Origin of the sequence: Candidatus Scalindua japonica (assembly GCF_002443295.1) — a bacterium.
Taxonomy (GTDB): Bacteria; Planctomycetota; Brocadiia; order Brocadiales; family Scalinduaceae; genus Scalindua; species Scalindua japonica.
In genome coordinates, this window is record NZ_BAOS01000014.1 from 40,488 (window position 1) to 60,854 (window position 20,367).

Here is a 20,367-nt window from a genome sequence, read left to right on the forward strand (position 1 = left end):
GTAAGATATCGAGAAATACTACGCTGTTTTTGATTGTTACTTTTTGTGGTATTCTTCTTGATCTTATAACAAAATGGATAGTATTCGAGAAATTAAATGGCACCGGCAGGCTTGTCATTATAAAAAGATTTTTAGGATTTGTTTGCAGTCGAAATGAGGGTGTTGCCTGGGGCTTTGCCCAAGGCCGAAACAACATACTCATTTTTTTTTGTATAACCGCTATAGGTGCAATTCTGTGGTTTTATAAAACCTTCGACAAATCTGGAATAATCCCCCATATTGCTTTTGGCATGATACTTTCAGGTGCTATTGGGAATTTATGGGACCGAATCTTCCATCACCATGTCAGAGATTTCATAGATGTCCATTTGGGGTTTGGGTATCATTGGCCAACATTTAACATAGCAGACGCTCTCATATGTGTGGGAGTATGCCTGATTCTTTATGATACATTATTTACAAAGAAACAGGAAAATCCGCTTACACGGAAGAATGCGATCTCGTAAGCTCCTGATATTTGTTTAATAAACGTAGAGTAATTTTACCGGGGGTTCCCGTAGCAATTTTTCTACCGTCTATATTAGCAACGGGAATTATCTCCGCGGCAGTTCCAGTCAAAAAGCACTCATCAGCATTAAACAGATCACCCTGAGCCAACTGCTCTTCTCTCACGGTTATACCGTCTTCTTTTGCAAGATCGATAACAACGTCTCTCGTTATACCTATCAGAATTCCCGCGGAAGCAGGAGGTGTAAAAATCTCATTATTTTTAACAATGAAAATATTATCTCCGGTACACTCTGCAACATAACCTTCTGTATTTAACATGATACCTTCGGCAGCACCGGCATTAATACATTCTATTTTTGCAAGAATATTATTAAGATAATTCATAGATTTTATCGAGGGACTGAGTGCTTTTGAATGATTGCGTATAGTCCGGACAATAATTGCATCAAGACCCTTCTCATATAGCTCTTTAGGATACAGCTGTATGGTGTCTGTTATAATTATTATTTGTGACTCCTCACAATTAAAAGGATCAAGCCCAAGTTTTCCCTCTCCCCTGGTTACTATCAACCGAATATAAGAGTCTCTTAAATTATTTGCCTTTAGTGTATCCAAGACAGCATTTTTAAGCTCATCCCTGGTCAACTTTATTTCCAGAGAAATCGCCGCTGCAGAATCGTAAAGTCTGTCAATATGTTCTGAATGTTTGAATACAGTACCATTGTAACACCTGATCCCTTCAAAGACCCCATCACCATATAACAACCCGTGGTCAAAGACAGAAACCTTCGCCTCTTCTTTTGGGTATAAATTTCCGTTTATATATACCTTCGGCCCCATCTACTACAATGCTCCTTTTAATTCCTGGAATAATTAATAATTTTACCATCAGCCATTCTCACTACATGACTGGCCAATTCCGCAAACCTTTCATCATGAGTAACTATTACCACTGTCTGCTTCGTATTTTCATTCAAATCCCAAATTAATTTCTGAATTTCACTTCCTGACTTTGTATCAAGATTACCTGTTGGTTCATCACATAACAATATCTCAGGATCATTCATTAATGACCTGACAATCGCCACTCTCTGTTTCTCTCCGCCAGAGAGTTCGTTTGGTCTATGATTTATTCTATCCTTAAGACCCACACGTTCTAAAAGCTGAATTGCTTTTTCCGTATGATACTTCTTCGATGTTGATTTAAAAAATCTTCTGCCAATCAGGCGAGGCATCAAAACATTTTCTAATGCGTTAAAATCCGGTAACAGATGATAAAACTGAAATACAAACCCGAAAATCCTGTTCCGCTTTTCTGCCAACTTTTTCTGCCCCATAATACTCAAATTTTCACCTTTAAAACTCACATGACCTGAAGTAGGAGTATCTAATATACCCAGAATATGGAGGAGTGAGCTTTTTCCAGCACCAGAAGCGCCTAAAATGATTAATATCTCACCCTTTTTTATATCCAGATTTACACCATCGAGCACACGGATAGACGTTTTGCCAATTGTATATTCCTTGCAAATTTCTTTCGCACACAGATAACTGTTATCAATCTCTTCTATCATATCTTAAAAAAACAAAAAATTTGGTGTTTATAACACTTCGACTCCAGTCAGTGTACCGAATTTCCTGGTTCACTGCGAAATGTCATCCTGAGCCGAGTCGAAGGATAACTTTGTATCAACAACACCCTGCTTTATCAAGACTGTTGCCGCAGCAAAGGAAACAAAATTACATCTCTAATGGAAGTACTGTTTGTCAGGACCATTACCAACCTGTCAATTCCTATTCCTAAACCACCGGCAGGTGGCATTCCGTACTTAAGGGCCTTTAAGAAATCTTCGTCTATCTTACCTTCAGTATCTTCATCAGCTACTTGTTCACGAAATCGTTTACTTTGTTCTAGCGGTTCATTGAGCTCTGAATAGGAATTGGCGAGTTCCATTGTCGCAATGTACAATTCAAACCTCTGTGCCAGGTGAGGATTATCTTCACAGGATTTCGTTAATGGACAGATGCTGACAGGATAGTCAATTACGAATGTCGGGTCCCACAACTCTTTTTCAACAAGCTCTCCGAAAATATGTTCAGCAATAACATCCTTGTGAACATCTTCAACCTCAATACCTAATTCTTTGCCTTTTGCTTTTAATCCTTCTTCATCGTCTAAATCCACAGAAGCGTACTTAGACAACAGGTCAGAGAATGTACACCTCTTCCAAGGAGGTGACAAGTCAATACTACGTTCACCATAAGGAATTTCAAACTTGCTATACATATCTTGCGCTAAACCGGTAACAAGGCTTTCGGTCAACTCCATCATCCCGTTATAGTCGCTGTATGCCTGATATAGCTCCATCATCGTAAACTCCGGATTGTGCCGTGTCGATAAACCTTCATTCCGGAAATTACGGTTAATTTCATAAACCCTCTCCATCCCTCCAACAAGAAGTCTCTTTAAATACAATTCAGGCGCTATCCTCAGAAACAGATCCATATCCAGCACGTTATGATGAGTAATAAAAGGCTTTGCCACCGCCCCCCCCGGAATGGACTGCATCATAGGAGTTTCAACTTCAACAAAGTTTCTTTTATCAAGAAAATTCCTGATTGATTTTATGATATTAGACCTCTTTAAAAAAAGGCCCATTACATCGTCATTTGACGAGAGGTCAATATAACGCTGCCTGTACCTGATCTCAACATCCTTTAAACCATGCCATTTTTCAGGTGGAGGAAGCAGCGCTTTGGAAAGAACAGTAAAGTCATCAGCAAAAACGGTTATCTCACCAGTCCGAGTCTTAAATACTCCACCCTCTACACCAATAATATCTCCGAGGTCAAGCAGACGAAAAATTTCATATTTTTCTTCTCCCACATTATTCAGTTTAACATAAACCTGGAGTTTGCCGGTCCAATCCTTAAGGTGAAGAAAAGAAGCCTTACCCTGGCGCCTCATAGTCATTATTCTGCCTGCGCACTTCACCTTCTTACCTTCCTCTTCCTCCGAGTAAGCGTCTATAACTTCCTTTAAAGGTGTGGCGTGGTCATAACCTGCACCATAAGGATCAACTCCTTTTTCTCTGAGTCTGTTTAATTTTTCAATCCTGGTCTGTTCAAGAGTTTCCAATGTGTTCCTTTAACGTATTAACATTATGATGTCATACATCCAATGCTATTGTCTTCCCTTAAGATGAGTTTGGGGATTTGATGAGAAAAATAGTGAGTTAAACTTAAGAGAATATTTTAGCAACAAAGAATATACTGTCAAGTTAAAACGCAAATCGAATAACTTTATAGCCGTTAAACCGTTTTTGGTACCAAATTCATGTCTGACACCTTATACGAAGTGAGAAAATTATTCAATTTCTTTCTCATTTTTGTTCCGACTGGTGCCTGTTTGTCTTTCTCCTTGAATATATGATTTAAAACTATTAATATTGAAAAAATGGATCAAGGTTTTTCCAAAAAAGAGCGATTGTTGAAACGAAAAGAATTTCAGCATGTCTTTGATAATGGAGAGAGATATGGAAACGATCAGTTAAAGATATACGCGTTATCAAATGGCGGATCTGTATCCCGACTGGGCCTCGTTGTGGGAAGAAAATTTGGCAACGCACCCAGGCGTAATAGATTTAAGCGAATTCTTCGAGAAGCATACAGATTAAATAAAAGTTTATTGAGCAGTGGAGCAGACATAGTTGTAATTCCAAGGCAGGGTTTAAAAGAACTCACATTAATGACAATCGAAGAAAAGTTCAAAATAATCCTGACACAAATTAACAATAAGTTAAAGAAATGAAATATTTAATTGTTAAGTTCATACGAACGTACCAGATAATTCTGTCACCAATTTCACGCCCATCGTGCCGCTTCTACCCAACATGCTCACAATATGCTGTAGAAGCAATTGAGAAAAAAGGAATTATTGTAGGGTTATTAAAGGGAATCTGGAGAGTTGTAAGATGTAATCCTTTTGGCGGATCAGGATATGATCCGGTTAAATAAAATGATCAATACGGACAAAGAAATCATTGAATGTGTACCAAACTTCAGTGAAGGACAGAACACCGGTATTATAGATAAAATCGCATCATCTGTACAATCAACCAAAAACGTTAAACTCCTGAATGTGGAACCTGACAGGGATTACAACAGGACGGTAGTCACCTTTGCCGGAGAACCGAACAGTGTAAAGGAAGCGGCATTTAAAGCAATATCTACTGCATCTGAGCTTATTGACATGTCACGGCAGAGAGGAGAGCATCCAAGGATAGGAGCAACGGATGTCTGCCCCATAATACCTGTCGCAAATACAACAAAGGATAAATGTGTAAAATTATCAAATGAACTTGGAAAAGATGTAGGCGAAAAGCTTGGCATCCCTGTATATCTGTATGAAGATTCTGCAAAGTCAACAGAAAGGAAAAAACTTGAAAATATCAGAAAAGGTGAATATGAAGGTCTGGAACAAAAACTGAAAGATTTAATACCTGATTATGGACCTGCAGAATACAATGATACGGTCAGGAGGTCCGGCGCCACAGTGATTGGGTCGAGATTTTTCCTGATTGCTTATAACGTGAACCTGAACACCAGGGACGTGAGTATAGCAGACAAAATAGCAAAAAAGATAAGAGAGTCAGGCTCTATGATAGTTGATAAGACTGGCTTAAAAAAGAGGGTCCCGGGAATATTGAAATATGTAAAGGCAATAGGCGTAGAGCTAAATGAATACAACATAACACAGGTTTCCCTGAACCTTACTAATTATAAAGAAACTGCTATTCACAAAGTATTTGAAACCATAAAGGCCCAGGCAAAAATATATGGTATAGAGGCGACCGGAAGTGAGATAATTGGCCTTGTTCCAAAAGAAGCTCTTTTAGAGGCCGGTATCTTTTATACTGATGGTAATTCTGAGGACAATCTTATAAAGGCGGCAATAGAACACCTTGGCTTAAGTCAATTAAATATTTTCGAACCGGAAAAGAAAATAATAGAAAACCTGTTATGATATACATTGTCAGGCTAAAAACCTTTTCTTTTTATACATGGTATCATTATACAATTGACATCTTCTGAAAGGTTTGTTAACCTGCAAAGCCGTCAGTAAATATTAGATTAAAAAGTAAAAACCAGAAAATGATTTTACTTTTTTTCATATTATATAAACTTTATCCACGACATACGAGGAGCCCTGAAACGGTTTACCTGGCTTTTGCTTTTGGTTTTATTGTAATTGTCTTTACCAGCTTTGGTATTGAAAGACTGTGGTCGAAGTATCTGAACACAAAGATCGTCAAAACGTTTCTTCTACCGGGTACTATAATCCACGAATTAAGCCATACCTTTCTATGCCTGATTACAGGTACTACCATTAAAGAGCTTAATATTTTCAAGATCGAAAACAGTGGTATACAACACGACAGGCCAAAAGTCCCCTATCTATTTGATTTCTTCATAGCAACTTCCCCTATCTTCGGCTGTGCTTTTGTGCTTATCTTAACCTCCATAATCCTTAGAAATCCCATTCAAGTGCATGAATCCTTACCAAATGAGATGAAATTCTCTATGAAACTGGTATTTGACTACGCAAAGAATTTTCTGGATATAATATGGCTGACACTTGATACATTCTGGAAAAGTGGATTTAAGAGTATAAGTTCCATTTTATTCATAATTGCATCTATCATTTTTGCTGTATCCATGGCACCACACAAAAGTGACATAAAGTATATAGTGTTAGGGTTTCTTATCATTGGAACAGCTCTATTTTCTCTTGAGATGTTTGGTATATCACTTCTAGACTATAAATGGTGGGATCAGGCGTTACAGAACTCCTGGAGAATAGTCACTTATATCATTTCACTATTGCTAACTATCCTATTTATAACCTCCGTGATAATCGGATTTATAAAAGGAATCAAGTTGACTTTGGGACATAAAAGCTGATGACAAAAACAATCTACTATTCCCACTTCAACTCACCATTCGGTACTGTCTTTATTGCAAAAACGGCCAGTGGCATTTGCTTTATTCATCTTTCGACAACCTCAGAATCTCAATTTCAATCACTTCTGAAAAAAAGATTCAGAGAAAATTATTTTAGGGATGATGACAAACTTGATAATGAAATAGATGAACTGATTGATTACTTTAATGGAGATCAAGTAAATTTCAAATCCGCGTTAGATTTAAGCATCGGAACAGAATTCCAGAGAAAGGTCTGGGAAAAAATAGGTGAAATACCTTACGGAGAGCTCAGGACCTATAAATGGATTGCCAGTAAAATAGGCAATCCAAATGCGGTCAGGGCTGTTGGCAATGCCGTAGGACAGAACCCGGTACCTCCAATAATACCATGTCACCGTGTAATACGTTCAGATGGAAATCTCGGGGGATTCTCTTCGGGAATTTCACTGAAAAAGTGGCTATTAAAACTGGAGAAATAAATCGTTAAATGGCGGAGAGGCCGGGATTCGAACCCGGGGTCCCACTATCAGCGAGACAATGGGTTAGCAACCCACCGCTTTAAGCCGCTCAGCCACCTCTCCAAACACAATGGTTTAAAACACTTCTCTTAAGTCTATATTTAAATCCGTTATAACTTGAGAAGTCAAGATATCGATCTTATCATAAGTCTTGACTGTTTCAAACGAGCCGTCTTTTAACAACCTGAATTCGACGTTACCTACAATCGGGTTTACTATCCAATACTCTTTAACACCGTATTTCGAATAAACCTTACTTTTTGATCTCCCGATCTCTTTTTAAGGATGAAGAGGAGACTATCTCTACTACCAAATCCGGAGTACCACTAACGTTATTCTCCGTAACAATATTAAAACGTTCATGATTGATACTTACCTCTACGTTAATTTGGCGGAGGGAGTAGGATTCGAACCCACGGTCCCGTTGCCAGGACTGCAGTTTTCAAGACTGCCGCCTTCGTCCACTCGGCCATCCCTCCTGAAATATTACCCCGAGAAGCGGAGCTTAGCTCTGTAAAAAAATGTTTTTATTCTTTAACCTTAGCCCACTTTGGATACTTTTAATATGAAACTATTCGCATTAAAATTATAAGTTATCCCACTTACAGACCTCTTCAAGGACTGTTTTTGCTACATATATTGGAGTATTACCCTGCATAGCAAGAGCAATTGCATCACTTGGTCGTGAATCTATCTCTAAAGCGCTACCATTTTGTCTTATTATTATTTTCGCATAAAAAGTATTATTCTTTAAATCACTTATTTCAATCCTTTCAATACCTCCACTTAACTGCACTATCACACTTGTGAGCAGATCATGTGTAAGCGGCCTCGGGGTTGGTATTTCTTTTACCGCCCTGTCAATGGCCCATGCCTCGTGCAAGCCGATAACGATCGGAAAACTTCTCTGTCCGTCTTTTTCCTTAAGAACAATTATCTGATGGTCGCTTGTTTCAGATATCATTATCCTTGATAATTCCATATGAACCATCACAGTATTTTCCTCGAAAAATATTGATAATACCACGAAAATTCTAACATACACGGTATCTTTGTCAACATTATTTTAAAATACGGAAAAGCAAATAGAATTAAAACGTGTGTAGGCATTATCCCCCTATTCACCACCTGTACTGCATTGTGTTTGGCATTGATTGTACTTCTATTATCTGGACAATACCTATTGACACTAAATGTGGTGACTGCTATACTTCCACCACTTCATCAATCTTATTTTAACCGATAACCGTAACATTCTAACATAAGTGTATGTTATTAAAATCAATAATTCTGGGACTAATACAGGGGTTGACAGAATTTTTACCGATCAGCAGTTCCGGACATCTCGTAATCGTTGAAAATTTATTAAATATGGAAACCCAGGGTGTTGTTTGGGAGATAGCATTACATTTCAGTACGCTTTTGGCCATATTCGGTGTTTTCTACAAAGATATATTCTCAATCTTAAAAAGCGCTTGCCTGTCCTTCAAAAAACTCTTCTCTGGTGAAAGTATTATTAATATTTTTAATAACGACCCCGATACGCGCATTTTTCTTCTGATAATAATTGGAACAATACCTACCGTCTTAATAGCGTTCTTCTTCAGGAACTCGTTCGAAAGTCTTTTCAACAAACCTGGAGTTGCAGGGTATATGCTAATCTTAACCGGTACGCTACTATGGTTTACCAAGTATAATTTAAGGAGAAAAAGCAATAAAGAACATTTGGGGATTTTTGATGCCTTGATAATTGGAACGGTACAGGGGCTTGCAATAACCCCCGGTATATCACGTTCAGGTTCAACAATAGCAACAGCTACTTACAGGGGAATTGACAGAGAGACATCTGCCAGGTTCTCCTTTCTGTTAGTCATACCTGTGATTCTTGGGGCAATGACAATGATGGCAAAAGAGACCATTACTCTTAAAAGTGATGAAATGTTATTTCTTGTAATCGGAAGTGTTGTTGCCGGCATAACCGGCTACATTTCTTTACGCATCTTAATGAGAATTGTTACGAATGGAAAGTTACATCTTTTCTCTTATTACTGTTGGTCGGTTGGGTTGTTTGTAATCATTTATTTCATATGAATGACTATCTGACACGATCCAGGAATCTACCGAAAAGTTTTCTTTTTATTTTGCCACTTTTAGTGTTTTATGAAATTGGCTTAGTCCTATATGGCACTGAAACAAAAAATACTGCCGGCATTATCGTAAAAAAACCATTTGAGATTTTTGGAGATAACGCAGCCCTGGTATTCAACTCCTTAATTATCATCATCTCCTTCTGCTCGATATTTTATATTGAGAAAAAAAATCACTTGAGTTACAGAATTTTCATTCCTATGTTTTTTGAAAGTGTGGTTTATGGTTTTGCCATTGGGTACGTTACACTGTTTTTTGTACATGGATATTTACCATTTGATATTAGTAACTCATATGTACAAAGTTTCATAAAAGGAATAATTATCTCTTTAGGCGCAGGTATATATGAAGAAATACTCTTTCGGATGCTTCTGTTAAGCGCTCTTTACTTTATAATAATCAAGGCTTTGAGGATCAACCCGATAATAGGTTCTTTTATAAGCATACTAATATGCGCTTTCATTTTTTCTATCATGCATTATATAGGACCATCATCTGATAATTTCTCTATAAGCAGTTTCTCATTTCGTCTGGTTGCCGGGATTATTTTATCTGCTATCTTTGTTTTTAGAGGCTTAGGGATTGCAGTGTATACACATGCAATTTATGATATTCTGGTAATCCAGAAGGCTTATATCATAACATAGACAAACAAACCAGTTAAGCAGTATACCCTAAATAGACCATTCTCTCTCAAAAGCTGCAAAAAATAAATTAAAGAGAGTAAAAGATTAGAAATTTATGTTATAATACCTTGTTTTTACAAATTAACAATTTGATTCGGTATCGTTAAATGGAAAATATAATAGTGGGCATTACAGGGGCCAGTGGTGCAGTTTATGGGCAACGCCTCTTACAGGCTTTGAGTGACAAATCATATCCAATTCATTTAAGTGTATCAGAAGCAGCCATAAAAGTGATTGAGAGTGAATTAAACCTCACTTTAAACCTGGACAAGTTCAATATCAGCAAATTTATTGATAGGGAAAACCACAGCATAACTTATCACCATATATCAGATATTGCAGCATCCATCTCAAGCGGCACATTAAAAACTAAAGCAATGATTATAGTGCCATGCAGCATGAACACGCTCTGTTCAATAGCAAATGGTATTGCGTCAAATCTCATTCAACGCGCGGCAAGTGTTACTTTAAAAGAGGGAAGGAAATTAATTGTCATGCCTCGTGAAACGCCTTTAACGTCAATACATCTTGAAAATATGTTGAAATTGTCAAAAGAGCAAACCTGTATCCTGCCTGCCATGCCAGGATACTATTACCACCCGAAAACTATAGATGATCAGGTTGATTTCATGGTAGGAAAAGTCCTTGACTATCTTGGAATAGAGTATCTACCGTACACTAAAAAGAGTTATGAAGTGTGGAGAAATATCAATTCTGAATTAATGACTACTTAGAAATAACATTATGGATGACAATAAGAAAAAAAGTAGAACAGGCTTCTGGATTTCAACTTCACTGGCAATATTCTTTTTTCTTTGCTGTGTTGTATTATTCATTTCGTTGATAGGACTATTCGTTTTAAAAGGCGCTATTACAACACAGGTTGAAGACAAAAGCACCAAAAAGCTTGCTGAGACTATAATAGGGGGAACGGGCACCGACAAAATTCTTCTTATTCCATTAAAGGGTGTTATTACCGGACAATCATCAAAGAAACTTTTTCAGGAAACGCCCAGTATCGTTGACAGTGTAAAACATCAACTCGAACAAGCACGGAATGATAACAACATAAAAGCGGTCATACTGGAAATTAACAGTCCTGGAGGCGGAATAACAGCAAGCGATATTATTTATAAAGAAATCCTGGAGTTTAAAGAGGAAACAAATAAGAAGGTAATTGTCAGCATGCAGGATGTTGCGGCATCAGGCGCTTATTATATTTCAGCTGCAGCAGACAAAATCATCTCCCATCCCACTACAATTACCGGAAGTATTGGAGTCATCATGCCCCTTATCAATTTTGCCAATCTAGCAGAGAAGTACGGCATTGAAGATAATTCTATAAAATCAGGTGATATGAAGAGTATTGGCTCACCTCTTAATAAAATGTCTGATGCTGAGAAAAAAGTGTTATATGACATTGTAGACGAAATGTATACAAGGTTTGTGAACATTATTGCCGTTGGTAGAAATATGGAAATAGAAGATGTTAGAAAGCTGGCGGATGGAAGAATATATACAGGGAAACAGGCATTGGATAACGGGCTGGTAGACCACTTGGGCTATGTCAATGATGCAATCACTTTAACCAAAGAGATAACAGGTCTAAAAGATGCAAAAATTATAAGATACAAAAGGATGTTTAATCTGGCAGACGTCTTTACTGGTTCAATGGATCGTCTATTGTGTAACCCAACAATCAAGTTTAGTTTAAATGTCTCAACAGAAAATGATTCCCCAGGATTTATGTACTTATGGACAGGGTACCAACAAAACTACCTCTTCAAATGGCCCACATTCAATTGAACGCAACAATTCATATTGTCAAATCATCAAAACGCCAAAATGACAAAAGACTAAGATAACCGATAGATATAGAATTCTGATATCGGAGAATTAATGTTACAAGGCAGAATTATGAAAAATGACACTCTTCACAATAGACAGAAGGAATCTAAACGATCTTCAGGACCAGGACTGATAAAACAGTTGATTGTATTGGCACTGATCCCGGCCCTTATAGTAGGCGGTTTCATGGCAATTCTGCTGTTTGGTGAATTTGATGCGAAAAAAAAGGCTGAACAGATCAAGAGTATCACTGACTATATGGTAGTAGCCAACCAGGTCGTTCACCAGTTACAGAGGGAGTGCGGAATATCTGCCGGATATATTGCCAGTAATGGAAGTAATATGAAAGAGGCGATGAAGAAGCAGAGACGACTTACAGACAAGTATTACACGGTTATGGACAAAGACACAAAATCATTGAATATGGCAAAGCTTGGTTATAAATTTGCCAGACGCGCAAATATCTCATCAAGAAAACTATTGGAACTGCCTTCTATCCGAGAAAAAATTTCTTCATTAACAATCGAAAATAATGAATCCAATGCACACTATTCTGAGATAATAGACGACATCATCGCGACATTTCAAGAGGCAAGCGTTATTATTAAGGACTCTAAACTTTCATTTCCATTTACGGCCTGTATAAATCTCATCATGGCGAAAGAAATGGCAAGCAGTGAAAGGGCAATTTTAACCGGGTTTGCAACAGTAGACAAACCTGTCACTGAGGCAGAAATACATACCTGGATGCAAGCATATAAAGGACAGAATGCTTTACTCGCGGTTTTTAAATATCAGATTACAGAAGAGCAACAGAATGAGTTTCATACAAAAATGAGTGAGTCAAATATAACGGCGGTAAAAAATATGCGTAAACAAATCAGTAAAAATCTTTCAAACGGTAATTTTGGACTGAAACCAGAATCTGTTATTACTGCTACAACCGGACGGATTGATGATCTGAAACAAGTTGAAGATGCTCAACTCCAGGAACTCCTTAAAAAAGCAACAGTATTATCCTCGGAAAAAATAATTTCTGTTATTATTTATTCCGGTTTGACTGGTGGGTCTGCAATCGCAATGTTTGTGCTGTGTTTTCTTATAGCAAGGAGTATAACCAAACCTATAACTACACTTTCAAAAGCAGCAAAAAGTGTCGCGGCAGGAGAACTCAACCACAATATTGAAATAAAATCCGGAAGAGAAATTGAAGAATTAGCGGATAGCTTTAACGATATGATATCCAACTTACGCCTGACGATGAAAAAGAATGACACCCACAACTGGCTCAAAACCGGCCAAATGGAACTGAATGTAAAAATGCGAGGTGAGCAGGATACTGAAACATTGGGCAATAATATCATTGGATTCCTAACCGAATATTTAAACGCACAGATTGGGATATTATATATGTCTGATAAAGATAATCGCCTTAAACTAATAGGTAGTTATGCATACTCCCAACGAAATAGTATTTCGAATGAGTTTATGCCAGGTGAGGGACTGGTGGGTCAGGCGGCAATAGAGAAAAAACATATTCTTTTAACAAATTGTCCTGATGATTCTATCAATATTAACTCTGGCATAGTAGCAGCGACTCCAAAACATATCCTGATTTTTCCATTAATATTCAATAACAAGGTAAGAGGTGTTGTTGAAATCGGATCTTTACACCAATTTCATGATATTTCAATTACCTTACTGGAACAGGTTGCGGAGGGCATTGCTATTGCGTTGAATACTGTTACATCCAGAAATCGTACTGAGATCCTTCTTAAACAGACACAGCAACAGTCAGAAGAACTACTGGCACGTGAAGAGGCTCTACACCAAAGCAATGAGGAACTTGAAAAAAATACCATTGCTTTAAAAGAATCTGAAGTAAGACTGCAGAACCAACAAGAAGAGCTTCGTCAGATCAACGAAGAGCTTGAGGAACAAAAAGAGTATGTAGAAAAAAAGAACAAGGACCTGCAAGATGCAAGAAAGACTATTGAGGAACGAGCCAGGGAACTGGAACAAAGCAGTAAATATAAATCTGAATTCCTTGCCAATATGTCCCATGAACTCAGAACTCCATTAAATAGCATCCTCCTTTTATCAAGGCTCCTTGCTGAAAACAAAGACGGCAGTTTATCAGAGGACCATGTAGAATCAGTTCTATCAATTTATTCATCAGGTAACGACTTACTTGGGCTTATTAACGATGTGCTGGACCTGTCAAAAGTAGAAGCAGGCAAGATGGATCTCCAGATAGAAGATATGTATTTACAGGATTTTTGTAACAATATAAAACGAAATTTTCAGCATACTGCCAAAGAAAAAGGTATCAGCTTGAATATTGAGATCACAGATGGGTTACCGGAGTATATTCGTACTGACGAACTGAGAGTTGAGCAGGTTGTGAAAAACTTCCTTTCTAACGCATTCAAATTTACTTCAGAAGGAAGTGTGTCATTACAAATTAGCCGTACAAATGAATTACAAAAAAGTAAATCAGACCAGATTAAGAGTATTTCATTTTCCGTTATAGATACAGGAATTGGTATTCCGGAAGACAAACAAAAAGTAATCTTTGAAGCATTTAAACAAGCTGATGGCACTACAAGTAGAAAGTATGGTGGAACAGGGCTTGGGTTGTCCATTTCAAAAGAGCTTGCCCACTTGCTTAATGGAAAAATTCAGATGAAAAGTACATGTGGAAAGGGAAGCACCTTTACGCTTTATCTCCCGGAAACATTTGACCCGGAAACTAAAATAATAAAAAAAGACCCAGTATCATCATCAGTAAATATCGAACCAGAAACATACATCAGTAACAGACGGGAAATGCAAGCAAACCGGAAAGAGATAGAGGAAAACATCAAAGATGACAGAAAAACAATTTCAGAAGAAGACAAATCCGTACTTATTATTGAGGACGATCCTGCATTCTTAAAAATCCTGAGGGATTTAACACGTGAACATGGCTTTAAGTGTCTAGTCGCAGGAGATGGGAAAACAGGTCTTCAATTCGTGGATTATTACAAACCCAGTGGTATAATCCTGGACGTAAACCTTCCTGGCATCAACGGATGGACTGTTATGGCAAGGCTGAAAGACAACCCGGAAACCCGTCACATACCTGTTCATTTCATATCCGCATCTGACAATAAGTTCGATGCTATAAAAATGGGAGCAATAGATTACGTGACAAAACCGGTAAGCCCTGAAGTGATTAACCAGGTATTTGCAAAATTTAATAAAATAATATCAAAACCCGTAAAAGACCTCCTTGTCGTAGAAGATAATTCGGAACAGGCAGATATGATATCAAGTATAATTGGCAGTGGAGATGTCAGAGTCACGATTGCCTCAACTGCCGTAGAAGCCTATAACAAAATATTATCCGGTGTGTTTGACTGTATGGTGTTAGACATTAGCCTTCCTGATATGCCGGGTGTAGAATTACTCAATAAGATCAGAACAAATGAAGAACTCTTTCAACTGCCTGTCATTGTTTATACCGGCAAAGAACTTACGAAAAAAGAGAAAAAATTAATAGATGAATTCGCAGCAACAACTATTACTAAGGGAGCAGGTTCTCATCGAAAGCTCCTGGATGAGACGACTCTATTTCTACACCGTGTCGAAGCAAACCTTCCTGAAACACAACAAAAGATACTTCGAAGAATTCATGACAAAGAAGCTATTCTGGCCGGGAAAAAGATACTGGTTGTAGACGATGATATGCGAAATGTTTTCTCAATCAAAAAGGTCCTTGAAGACAAAGACATAAAAATATTAATTGGAAAAAATGGTAAAGAGGGATTAACATGCTTAAACGATAACCCGGATATTCACCTGGTACTCATGGATATTATGATGCCTGAAATGAACGGGTACACAGCCATAAAAGAGATTAGAAAACAGGAAAGATTTAAGAACCTCCCTGTTATTGCACTAACAGCAAAGGCGATGAAAGGAGATCGTGCCAAGTGTATAGAAGCTGGCGCCAACGACTACCTGGCCAAACCATTTGATATTGACAGGCTATTCTCAATGTTAAGAGTATGGCTGTATTAATTACTATTATCACAGATTTGAAAGGTTAGTCATGAAGCTTCTAAGCAAAACAATAGAAAACATTGAGAAAATCTCAATAGATGCAGATGGTAATATAAAAAACAGATTCAGCAAATTAGCCATTCCAACAGGAAGCCTTGGAAGACTCGAAGAGTTTGCAACTATTTATGCCTCAATAAAAGGAGCACTCGACGCCACAATAAAAGATAAAGTTGTTTTTACGATGGCTGGTGATCATGGTGTATGCAGTGAAGGTGTAAGCGCTTTCCCACAAGAGGTAACCGGGCAGATGGTAAAGAACTTCCTTGATGGCGGAGCAACGATAAGCGTTTTAGCAAAACATGTGGGTGCAAGGGTTGTGGTTGTAGATTGTGGTGTTAAAGCAGATTTTAAACCTGTTGAAGGTTTAAAGATTAAAAAAGTAGGATACGGAACAGGTAATATTGCACATGGTCCAGCTATGTCCAGAAACCAGGCGATAAAGTCTCTGGAGACGGGAATTGAGGTATTTAACGAAGAACTCGTGAATGGCATGGATATTATTGCTACCGGTGACATGGGTATTGCTAATACTACGCCAAGTAGCGCAATAATCGCATGTTTAACGGGAGCAGATTTATATAAAGTAACAGGACGAGGAACAGGTTTAGACGATATTGGTGTTGAGAAAAAAATAAAAGTTATAAAAACGGCTTTAGATGTGAATAAACCTGATCCTTCTGATCCAATAGACGTCCTTTCAAAAGTAGGTGGATTTGAGATAGGCGGCATTGCGGGTCTGTGTCTTGCTGCGGCAAGACACAGAACTCCGGTCTTGATTGACGGATTTATCTCTACCGCCGCAGCATTAATAGCATTTTCAATAGAACCGAAGGTCAATGATTACCTCATATCATCTCACAAATCTACAGAAAATGGCCATAAAACTGCATTGGAAAAACTAAAGAAAAGAGCAATTTTAGACTTGGATTTAAGGCTTGGGGAAGGTACCGGGGCCGTATTAGCAATGAGTCTGATCGAAGCCGGTGTCAAAAGCCTGACACAATTGGCAACATTTTCAGAAGCCGAAGTCTCTACACCATGTGTTACGAAGTAAAGTGGAACAGAGTAGTTTAATAAACTACTGGAAAACGCTATAGCAAATTAACAATGAAAATAGAATTAATATCTGTTGGTTCAGAGCTTGTTTGTGGGCAAATCAGAGATTTAAATGCGCCATTTGTCGCATTAAAACTCACTGAACTTGGCTTCAATATTGTTAATCATACTATTTCAAGCGACAATTCTATTCAACTGAAATATTCACTCCAAACTGCATCAGAAAGAGCAGAGTTGATTATCATGACAGGTGGGCTGGGACCAACGAATGATGATATCACAAGGGAAGTTGTTGCCGATTTCTGTAATGTAGCATTAGTATCAGATCAGAAAACGGTAGATCATGTTGAAAACTTGATAGGAAGTATACATAATCAGAAGTTTGTAAATTCCGGGAAACAGGCAAAGGTTCCAGAAGGCGGCATTATTATCCATAACACTACTGGAACCGCTCAGGGTTTTCTTGTAAAAATTTCTCAAGTCAGTATTATTTGCCTACCTGGTGTTCATACGGAAATGGTACGAATGTTTGAAGACTGGGTTGTACCATATATTCTTAGAGAATCAGGAGAACGTAAGAAAAGATATACAAGAGTATTTAGCACATTTGGTATGCCTGAATCTATACTTGATGAAAAAGTCAATCGATTAGTTAAACCAGATAAATACGTATCTTATAGTACGCTTGTAAACAATAGTACTGTTTTAATTCGCGTCACATTATGCGATAGAGATGAGATTAATGCTGGCTCAATACTTGATAATATTGAAAATGAAATTTGTAGAGAGTTGGGAGTGTCTGTTTTCAGCACCCACGAAGATACTCTTGAAAATGTCATCTCTAATATTTTTAAAGAAAATACTCTGACTTTAGCGGTAGCTGAGTCTTGTACTGGAGGCCTGGTTTCTAACTTATTGACAAATGTCCAAGGCAGCTCAGCTTACTTTTTAGGAGGGATAGTATCATATAATAACAAGGTAAAAGAACGACAGCTCAACGTTTCAGAAAAACTCATTAAGGAATTTGGTGTGATAAGTGCAGAGATTGCAAAAGCTATGGCTTCCGGTGTGAGAGAACGTTTACAGGCAGATATAGGCCTCTCAGTTACCGGAATAGCAGGGCCTACTGGTATTGACATAGGGGTTGATCAAAAAAGGCCTGTCGGACTGGTCTATATTGCAACTGCAATAAATGATGATTTGGAGTGTAAAGAGTATCGCTTTTTTGGGTCCAGAGCAGATATTAAAAACCACGCTGCAAATACAGCCCTGAATACGTTAAGACTATCTTTGTCAGGAAAAACAGCAAAACAGTAAAAATATAACTTTACATAGTCATGCTACGTATTAAATTTTCTTCCCTTTGCTCTTCTTCTTTTAAGTATTGCCCTTCCACCTTTTGTTCTCATTCTTTTTCGAAAACCACACATTCGCACTCGTTTTAGAGAGCTCTTTCTGATTCTTATTTTCATAATTTTGTCCTCTGTTGTATATAATAGATCTCTAGCGTTTAAACTGGCAAGATCTCAACTACTCAACTAAATAATGTCATCCGATTTAATAAGCTAAATGCCTTTTTAGCCTATCCTCTCTATAAATTCCATAAATGGATAAAGTCCCTATTCTATAGAATGATAAATATTTGTCAAATAAAAGATGTGTAAAAAAAAAAGAACCTTTTATAAAAGTCATAAAATCCTGTTGACATAAGTATTTAGACTTGATAGCATGTCCCGAAAGCTTTCAATATTTGTTATAAAGGCTTTCGCAAATGAAAGGGGAGAAAGAGAATGCAGACTACAACAAAGAGAGATTTATGTGAGAAAATTGTACGAAAAACTGACAACTCACAACTATTAGTTAAAGAAACGATTCAAATGTTTCTAGACAGAATTGTTCATGAGTTATCACAAGGTAATCGAATAGAATTGAGGGATTTCGGAGTTTTCGAGGTCAAGAAAAGAGCGGGAAGAAAGGCAAGAAATCCTCGTACAGGAGAAGAAGCTTTTGTGCCCGAAAAAAATGTAGTTGTTTTTAAAGTCGGAAAGTTAATGAAAGAGAAGGTAAACAATAACACAACAAGTCCAGAACCAACTGATATTAATAATCAGGTATAGCACATCACAGCAATACAACTTTCATAACATTTTACTCTTATTTTGTAATGTTGGCATCAGAAAATATTTGACTACCACTTCTAATAAATCAAATCCTACCACCATTTAGTCCAAAAAATATATCACATTCAATTCATAACCATAATACAGGGACAAATACCGTCCGCAATCTGATTGAAACAAACGTGAAAGAACATCTCATTAGTTACATCCAAGATCATGAAAAGGAGATAATTCGCCTGGCGACTGAGCTGATTGGAGCCAATACGGTAAATCCACCCGGCAATGAATATCTGGCTGTCGATATTATTAAGAAGTATTTCAACACTCATGGAATCAAGTATGATATTTTTGAGAAGATTACGGGAAGAGCAAACATAATTGGATATATAGGCAATGGAAGCCCAACATTACTTGTTGCATGCCATATGGATGTAGTTCCACCTGGCGACGGATGGGACACAGATCCTTTTAATTCTGTAGTAAAAGACAACAGAATTTTCGGGCGCGGAGCAAATGACAATAAAGGGCAAATGGCTTCAATGCTGGTCCTGTCGAAGTTGTTAAAAGAGAATGAATCTAAACTTAATGGTAGTTTATTAGTAATTGGCGCAGCTGATGAAGAAAAAGGTTCAGGACTGGGACTGGAATACCTGCTTGACGAGTGTGGAATATCTGCTGATTACGCAATTATACCGGATGTTGCAAACAATATGAAAATAATAGACGTTGGAGAAAAAGGGGCTTTGTTTTTAAATATAATATCATACGGCAAGCAGTCCCACGGTTCAACACCGGAAAAAGGTGTTAATGCTATATGGAATATGATTGAGCTACTTAATCAATTAAAAAAATTAAGATATAAATGTTCAACCCATGAGCTGTTTTCTCCTCCAACACTAAACCTGGGCACTATCACCGGCGGAGCAGCACATAATATTGTTCCTGCCAGGTGCGAAGTAAAAATTGATATACGTTATTTACCAGGTGAAACAGAAAAAGAAATCCTGAAAAAAATTTATGAAATTATTACTTCAATTAATAAACATAATCCAACGGCAAAGTTTGACATTCATGTTGATACGCATCTTCCTCCTACCCAGGTACCTGTAGATAACCCATTGATCAGTTTGATTTCAAAACACACTGAGTCAATCCTTGGGATAAAACCAATACCCATGGGATACTCAGGAGTAACGGTATCCAAACAACTAATAGAAAAAGGTATCATGGCCGTTGGGTTTGGCCCAGGCGATGAAGATCAATCACATATTGCAAACGAGTCCATTGAAATCCGGGAACTGATTGATTTTGGAAAAATAATGGGTCTGATAATATTCGATATACTAAAGTAATTATTTATTTTTAAAGAAAAACAAAATTCGTCTTGAC

The 20,367-nt window shown here is 37.6% G+C and carries 20 protein-coding genes and 2 tRNA genes; 15 read left to right on the plus strand and 7 right to left on the minus strand.

Translation table 11 applies throughout. The features are described from left to right. Nucleotides 1-5 precede the first annotated feature (5 nt). A complete protein-coding gene (gene lspA, locus SCALIN_RS08975) occupies nucleotides 6-506 on the plus strand; it encodes a signal peptidase II (protein WP_261341014.1) in 501 nt (166 codons plus the stop codon). On the opposite strand, the gene ilvE is transcribed toward lspA, so the two are convergent. The 3 genes from ilvE to lysS form a co-directional block, all read right to left on the minus strand. Further along, entirely contained in the window at nucleotides 481-1,350 is an 870-nt protein-coding gene (gene ilvE, locus SCALIN_RS08980; protein WP_096894171.1) for a branched-chain-amino-acid transaminase, read from the minus strand. The two genes, lspA and ilvE, sit on opposite strands and share 26 nt — an antisense overlap. 17 nt (nucleotides 1,351-1,367) lie before the next feature. Beyond that, on the minus strand, nucleotides 1,368-2,084 hold the full coding sequence (locus SCALIN_RS08985; protein ID WP_230406585.1) for an ABC transporter ATP-binding protein: 717 nt from the start codon (nucleotides 2,082-2,084) through the stop codon (nucleotides 1,368-1,370). A 134-nt stretch (nucleotides 2,085-2,218) separates the two neighbouring features. After that, on the minus strand, nucleotides 2,219-3,649 hold the full coding sequence (gene lysS, locus SCALIN_RS08990; RefSeq protein ID WP_096894172.1) for a lysine--tRNA ligase: 1,431 nt from the start codon (nucleotides 3,647-3,649) through the stop codon (nucleotides 2,219-2,221). A gap of 318 nt (nucleotides 3,650-3,967) precedes the next feature. On the opposite strand from lysS, the gene rnpA reads away from it, so the two are divergent. The 5 genes from rnpA to SCALIN_RS09015 all read left to right on the plus strand — a co-directional run bounded on the left by rnpA (nucleotide 3,968) and on the right by SCALIN_RS09015 (nucleotide 6,974). Continuing rightward, nucleotides 3,968-4,321 (plus strand): ribonuclease P protein component, encoded by a 354-nt coding sequence (rnpA, locus tag SCALIN_RS08995; RefSeq protein WP_096894173.1) that lies wholly within the window; start codon nucleotides 3,968-3,970, stop codon nucleotides 4,319-4,321. Further along, nucleotides 4,318-4,527: a membrane protein insertion efficiency factor YidD gene (gene yidD / locus SCALIN_RS09000; protein WP_096894174.1), complete on the plus strand. Its 210-nt coding sequence runs from the start codon at nucleotides 4,318-4,320 to the stop codon at nucleotides 4,525-4,527. Before rnpA ends, yidD begins: the two co-directional genes overlap by 4 nt. A 1-nt stretch (nucleotide 4,528) precedes the next feature. Beyond that, the gene (gene ftcD, locus SCALIN_RS09005) at nucleotides 4,529-5,536 is read left to right on the plus strand and encodes a glutamate formimidoyltransferase (RefSeq protein ID WP_096894257.1); all 1,008 of its coding nucleotides are present in this window, start codon (nucleotides 4,529-4,531) and stop codon (nucleotides 5,534-5,536) included. Between the two features lie 128 nt (nucleotides 5,537-5,664). After that, nucleotides 5,665-6,474 carry a hypothetical protein gene (locus SCALIN_RS09010; RefSeq protein ID WP_096894175.1) on the plus strand — a complete coding sequence of 270 codons (810 nt, stop codon included), beginning with the start codon at nucleotides 5,665-5,667 and terminating at the stop codon, nucleotides 6,472-6,474. Continuing rightward, nucleotides 6,474-6,974, plus strand: a complete 501-nt coding sequence (locus SCALIN_RS09015) for a methylated-DNA--[protein]-cysteine S-methyltransferase (RefSeq protein WP_096894176.1) — start codon at nucleotides 6,474-6,476, stop codon at nucleotides 6,972-6,974. Before SCALIN_RS09010 ends, SCALIN_RS09015 begins: the two co-directional genes overlap by 1 nt. Before the next feature lie 9 nt (nucleotides 6,975-6,983). Here SCALIN_RS09015 and SCALIN_RS09020 read toward each other — a convergent pair. From SCALIN_RS09020 to SCALIN_RS09030, 3 genes are all read right to left on the minus strand, one after another. Next, a tRNA-Ser gene (locus SCALIN_RS09020) sits at nucleotides 6,984-7,076 on the minus strand. 326 nt (nucleotides 7,077-7,402) lie between these two features. Continuing rightward, nucleotides 7,403-7,492 (minus strand) — tRNA-Ser (locus SCALIN_RS09025). A gap of 107 nt (nucleotides 7,493-7,599) precedes the next feature. Then, complete coding sequence (locus tag SCALIN_RS09030) at nucleotides 7,600-7,977, minus strand: bifunctional nuclease family protein (RefSeq protein WP_230406586.1); 378 nt, start codon at nucleotides 7,975-7,977, stop codon at nucleotides 7,600-7,602. A 305-nt stretch (nucleotides 7,978-8,282) separates the two neighbouring features. Here SCALIN_RS09030 and SCALIN_RS09035 point away from each other — a divergent pair, with 305 nt between their 5' ends. The 7 genes from SCALIN_RS09035 (at nucleotide 8,283) to SCALIN_RS09065 (ending at nucleotide 18,175) form a co-directional block, all read left to right on the plus strand. After that, nucleotides 8,283-9,104 carry an undecaprenyl-diphosphate phosphatase gene (locus SCALIN_RS09035; RefSeq protein ID WP_096894178.1) on the plus strand — a complete coding sequence of 274 codons (822 nt, stop codon included), beginning with the start codon at nucleotides 8,283-8,285 and terminating at the stop codon, nucleotides 9,102-9,104. Continuing rightward, entirely contained in the window at nucleotides 9,101-9,808 is a 708-nt protein-coding gene (locus SCALIN_RS09040) for a CPBP family intramembrane glutamic endopeptidase (protein ID WP_096894179.1), read from the plus strand. The genes SCALIN_RS09035 and SCALIN_RS09040 overlap by 4 nt, the downstream gene beginning before the upstream one ends. Nucleotides 9,809-9,954: 146 nt before the next feature. After that, nucleotides 9,955-10,581, plus strand: coding sequence for a UbiX family flavin prenyltransferase (locus SCALIN_RS09045; RefSeq protein WP_096894180.1), 627 nt, complete (start codon nucleotides 9,955-9,957; stop codon nucleotides 10,579-10,581). Nucleotides 10,582-10,591: 10 nt separating this feature from the next. After that, nucleotides 10,592-11,653, plus strand: a complete 1,062-nt coding sequence (sppA, locus tag SCALIN_RS09050; protein WP_096894181.1) for a signal peptide peptidase SppA — start codon at nucleotides 10,592-10,594, stop codon at nucleotides 11,651-11,653. Nucleotides 11,654-11,746: 93 nt separating this feature from the next. Then, complete coding sequence (locus SCALIN_RS09055; protein ID WP_096894182.1) at nucleotides 11,747-15,760, plus strand: response regulator; 4,014 nt, start codon at nucleotides 11,747-11,749, stop codon at nucleotides 15,758-15,760. Between the two features lie 31 nt (nucleotides 15,761-15,791). After that, on the plus strand, nucleotides 15,792-16,856 hold the full coding sequence (gene cobT / locus SCALIN_RS09060) for a nicotinate-nucleotide--dimethylbenzimidazole phosphoribosyltransferase (protein ID WP_096894183.1): 1,065 nt from the start codon (nucleotides 15,792-15,794) through the stop codon (nucleotides 16,854-16,856). A 53-nt stretch (nucleotides 16,857-16,909) separates the two neighbouring features. After that, the gene (locus SCALIN_RS09065; RefSeq protein WP_096894184.1) at nucleotides 16,910-18,175 is read left to right on the plus strand and encodes a competence/damage-inducible protein A; all 1,266 of its coding nucleotides are present in this window, start codon (nucleotides 16,910-16,912) and stop codon (nucleotides 18,173-18,175) included. A 23-nt stretch (nucleotides 18,176-18,198) separates the two neighbouring features. Here the strand turns inward: SCALIN_RS09065 and rpmH are convergent, their stop codons facing one another. Then, entirely contained in the window at nucleotides 18,199-18,330 is a 132-nt protein-coding gene (rpmH, locus tag SCALIN_RS09070; protein WP_096894185.1) for a 50S ribosomal protein L34, read from the minus strand. Nucleotides 18,331-18,648: 318 nt separating this feature from the next. Here rpmH and SCALIN_RS09075 point away from each other — a divergent pair, with 318 nt between their 5' ends. Continuing rightward, nucleotides 18,649-18,975 carry an HU family DNA-binding protein gene (locus tag SCALIN_RS09075; RefSeq protein ID WP_096894186.1) on the plus strand — a complete coding sequence of 109 codons (327 nt, stop codon included), beginning with the start codon at nucleotides 18,649-18,651 and terminating at the stop codon, nucleotides 18,973-18,975. A 185-nt stretch (nucleotides 18,976-19,160) separates the two neighbouring features. After that, complete coding sequence (locus tag SCALIN_RS09080) at nucleotides 19,161-20,330, plus strand: M20 family metallopeptidase (RefSeq protein ID WP_162532235.1); 1,170 nt, start codon at nucleotides 19,161-19,163, stop codon at nucleotides 20,328-20,330. The last annotated feature ends 37 nt before the right edge of the window (nucleotides 20,331-20,367 follow it).

Excerpts from the sequence above, each read along its gene's own strand:
- ilvE (WP_096894171.1), bottom strand. The coding sequence starts at position 1,350 with ATGGGGCCGAAGGTATATATAAACGGAAATTTATACCCAAAAGAAGAG.
- SCALIN_RS08985 (WP_230406585.1), bottom strand. The coding sequence starts at position 2,084 with ATGATAGAAGAGATTGATAACAGTTATCTGTGTGCGAAAGAAATTTGC.
- rnpA (WP_096894173.1), top strand. The coding sequence starts at position 3,968 with ATGGATCAAGGTTTTTCCAAAAAAGAGCGATTGTTGAAACGAAAAGAA.
- yidD (WP_096894174.1), top strand. The coding sequence starts at position 4,318 with ATGAAATATTTAATTGTTAAGTTCATACGAACGTACCAGATAATTCTG.
- ftcD (WP_096894257.1), top strand. The coding sequence starts at position 4,529 with ATGATCAATACGGACAAAGAAATCATTGAATGTGTACCAAACTTCAGT.
- SCALIN_RS09010 (WP_096894175.1), top strand. The coding sequence starts at position 5,665 with ATGATTTTACTTTTTTTCATATTATATAAACTTTATCCACGACATACG.
- SCALIN_RS09015 (WP_096894176.1), top strand. The coding sequence starts at position 6,474 with ATGACAAAAACAATCTACTATTCCCACTTCAACTCACCATTCGGTACT.
- SCALIN_RS09030 (WP_230406586.1), bottom strand. The coding sequence starts at position 7,977 with ATGATATCTGAAACAAGCGACCATCAGATAATTGTTCTTAAGGAAAAA.
- SCALIN_RS09035 (WP_096894178.1), top strand. The coding sequence starts at position 8,283 with ATGTTATTAAAATCAATAATTCTGGGACTAATACAGGGGTTGACAGAA.
- SCALIN_RS09040 (WP_096894179.1), top strand. The coding sequence starts at position 9,101 with ATGAATGACTATCTGACACGATCCAGGAATCTACCGAAAAGTTTTCTT.
- SCALIN_RS09045 (WP_096894180.1), top strand. The coding sequence starts at position 9,955 with ATGGAAAATATAATAGTGGGCATTACAGGGGCCAGTGGTGCAGTTTAT.
- sppA (WP_096894181.1), top strand. The coding sequence starts at position 10,592 with ATGGATGACAATAAGAAAAAAAGTAGAACAGGCTTCTGGATTTCAACT.
- SCALIN_RS09055 (WP_096894182.1), top strand. The coding sequence starts at position 11,747 with ATGTTACAAGGCAGAATTATGAAAAATGACACTCTTCACAATAGACAG.
- cobT (WP_096894183.1), top strand. The coding sequence starts at position 15,792 with ATGAAGCTTCTAAGCAAAACAATAGAAAACATTGAGAAAATCTCAATA.
- SCALIN_RS09065 (WP_096894184.1), top strand. The coding sequence starts at position 16,910 with ATGAAAATAGAATTAATATCTGTTGGTTCAGAGCTTGTTTGTGGGCAA.
- rpmH (WP_096894185.1), bottom strand. The coding sequence starts at position 18,330 with ATGAAAATAAGAATCAGAAAGAGCTCTCTAAAACGAGTGCGAATGTGT.
- SCALIN_RS09075 (WP_096894186.1), top strand. The coding sequence starts at position 18,649 with ATGCAGACTACAACAAAGAGAGATTTATGTGAGAAAATTGTACGAAAA.